3 protein-coding genes are annotated in these 2646 nt (G+C 64.0%); 2 read left to right on the top strand and 1 reads right to left on the bottom strand.

From position 1 onward, the window contains the following. Positions 1–937 (top strand): phospholipase A (locus tag AC1DT2_RS20295; RefSeq protein ID WP_477298335.1); only part of this gene is annotated, 937 nt, incomplete at its 5' end. 115 nt (positions 938–1052) lie between these two features. Here AC1DT2_RS20295 and AC1DT2_RS20290 read toward each other — a convergent pair. Then, a complete protein-coding gene (locus AC1DT2_RS20290; protein ID WP_159895319.1) occupies positions 1053–1535 on the bottom strand; it encodes an FKBP-type peptidyl-prolyl cis-trans isomerase in 483 nt (160 codons plus the stop codon). A 190-nt stretch (positions 1536–1725) separates the two neighbouring features. On the opposite strand from AC1DT2_RS20290, the gene AC1DT2_RS20285 reads away from it, so the two are divergent. Continuing rightward, the coding region (locus AC1DT2_RS20285) for an acetyl-CoA carboxylase biotin carboxylase subunit (RefSeq protein ID WP_477298333.1) at positions 1726–2646 on the top strand (921 nt) is incomplete at its 3' end.

The following is a 2646-nucleotide window of genomic DNA, read 5'->3' as shown; positions in this document are numbered from 1 at the left end:
GCTCTGCTACGACAAGGCCACAGGACGCGACAAGCTTCCACAGGCTGCGAAGAAGAAAGACGAGAAGGGCGAATCGGTGAGCGTGGATCTGGCCACGCGCAACTCGAACGACGTCGCTCGCCCCGTCTCCCTCCTCGATAGCCGTTGGGAGCTCTCGCCCGACAGCAAACTCGGCACATTCAACCTGCGTGGCTACAAGCCCACCTATGCGCTGCCGTTCTTCGGCACGACCAAGCAGAACAAGACACCGTCCAGTCCGGCGCCGGACCACACCGTGACCGAGCCGCAGGAATTGCAGAATGTCGAGGCGAAATTCCAGATCAGCCTGAAAACCAAGGTCTGGGAAAACATCTTCGGCGACAACGGTGACCTGTGGGTCGGTTATACCCAGTCGTCGCGCTGGCAGGTCTACAACAAGGAAAACTCGCGCCCGTTCMGTGAAACGAACTACGAGCCCGAGGCGTTGCTGGTGTTCAACACCAACTACAACATCTTCGGCTGGAACGGACGAATGGCCGACATCGGGCTGAACCATCAGTCCAACGGCCGTGCCGATCCGCTGTCACGCAGCTGGAACCGGGTGGTAGCCGACTTCGGCTTCGAGCGGGAGAACTGGGTGGTGAATCTGCGGCCGTGGTGGCGCATTCCCGAGGGCGGCAAGGAAGACGACAATCCCAACATCCAGGACTACATGGGGCGCGGGGAAGTTCAGGTCGTCCACGAGATGGGGGCCAACGAGTTCGCGCTGACTGCCCGCCATTCGTTCCGAACGGGCGATCGCTCCCACGGTTCGCTGCGCGGCACCTGGAGCTTCCCGGTGGTTCACAACCTGCGCGGCTACCTCGAGGTGTTCAACGGCTACGGCGAAAGCCTGATCGACTACAACCACAAGGCGACCTACCTCGGCATCGGCGTCTCGCTACTCGACTGGTATTGATAAAAATGTAGGAGCCGATTCATCGGCGATCCCGCGGCAGCGGGCCAGGGTGCGACGAGCACCCATTCGCCGATGAATCGGCTCCTACAACGAGCCAGCAGCCGGAAAACGCCGCTTAGTGGTGGTGACCACCCTCACCGTGGATATGGCCGTGGGCGAGCTCTTCCTCGCTGGCATCGCGCACGCCGGTGATCTCGACGGCGAAGTGCAGCGTCTGGCCGGCAAGCGGATGGTTGCCGTCGACGGTGACGTTGTCGCCTTCGATCTTGGACACGGTCACGTTGATGCTGCCCTGGTCGTTACGACCCTGGAACTGCATGCCCGGCTGCAGGTCTTCCACGCCCTGGAACGCGGCTTTGGGAACCACCTGGACCAGCTCGTCGTGGCGCACGCCGTAGCCTTCCTCGGGGCTCACGTCGACCTTGAACTGATCGCCGACCGACCGACCTTCCAGCGCCTTTTCCAGACCCGGCACGATGTGGCCTTCGCCGTGGATATAGGCCAGCGGCTCGCGGCCATCCGAGCTGTCGATGACGTTGCCCTGGTCGTCGGTCAGCGTGTAATGGAAGGAAACGGCATGGCGGTTGGCAATCTGCATGAAAATTCTCGCTATGAAGAGTAAAGAAAGGACGTGTGGGCGACCTTGGGGGCCCTCAAGGCTAGGCGACCGGCCGCCTGACTGCAAATCACGGGGCCTTCGCGATGCTGCGGCGCAACCCGCCGCGACCGCGTAATCTGCTAGTTTTCCCGCCTTTCCCTTCCCCTTTCGACGCCCCACCGGGAGCCGCATGTTCGACTGCATTCTGATCGCCAACCGTGGCGAGATCGCCTGCCGCGTGATCCGGACCTGCCGGCGCCTGGGCATCCGCACCGTGGCCGTGTATTCCACGGCCGACGCCGATGCCCAGCACGTACGCCTGGCCGACGAAGCGTGGCCCATCGGTGGCCCGCGCCCCGCCGAGTCCTACCTGCGTGGCGACGCGATCATCGAGGTGGCCCTGAAAACCGGTGCCCAGGCGATCCACCCCGGGTACGGCTTCCTCTCTGAAAACACCGATTTCGCGCGTGCCTGCGCCACGGCCGGGATCGCCTTCATCGGCCCGCGCCCGGAAAGCATCGACGCCATGGGTTCCAAGGCGGCCGCCAAGGCGCTGATGGAGACGCACGYGGTACCCCTGGTCCCCGGCTACCACGGTGCCGACCAGGATCCGGACCGGCTCGCGAAGGAAGCGGCCAGCACGGGATTCCCCCTGATGATCAAGGCGGCGTCCGGCGGCGGCGGCAAGGGCATGCGCATTTGCCGCGATGCCGCCGACTTCGCTGAAGCACTGGCCTCGGCCCAGCGCGAAGCGGCGAATGCTTTCGGTGACACCCGCGTCATCCTCGAGCGTTACGTGGAGCATCCGCGGCACATCGAGTTCCAGGTGTTCGGTGACACCCACGGCAACATCATCCATCTCAACGAGCGCGAGTGTTCGGCGCAGCGCCGCTACCAGAAGGTACTCGAAGAGACGCCATCGCCCTTCCTCGACGAAGCGCGTCGCGAACGCATGGGTGCGGCAGCGGTCGCCGCCGCCCGCGCAGTGGACTATGTCGGCGCCGGCACGGTCGAGTTCATCGTGGCCCAGGACGGCGAGTTCTTCTTCATGGAGATGAATACGCGCCTGCAGGTCGAGCATCCGGTCACCGAGGAGACCCTGGGCCTGGAC

The organism is Luteibacter sp. P4_E6 (genome assembly GCF_056401535.1).
Note: the sequence above shows the minus strand (reverse complement) of the source record. Positions and strands in the feature narration are given on the sequence as shown.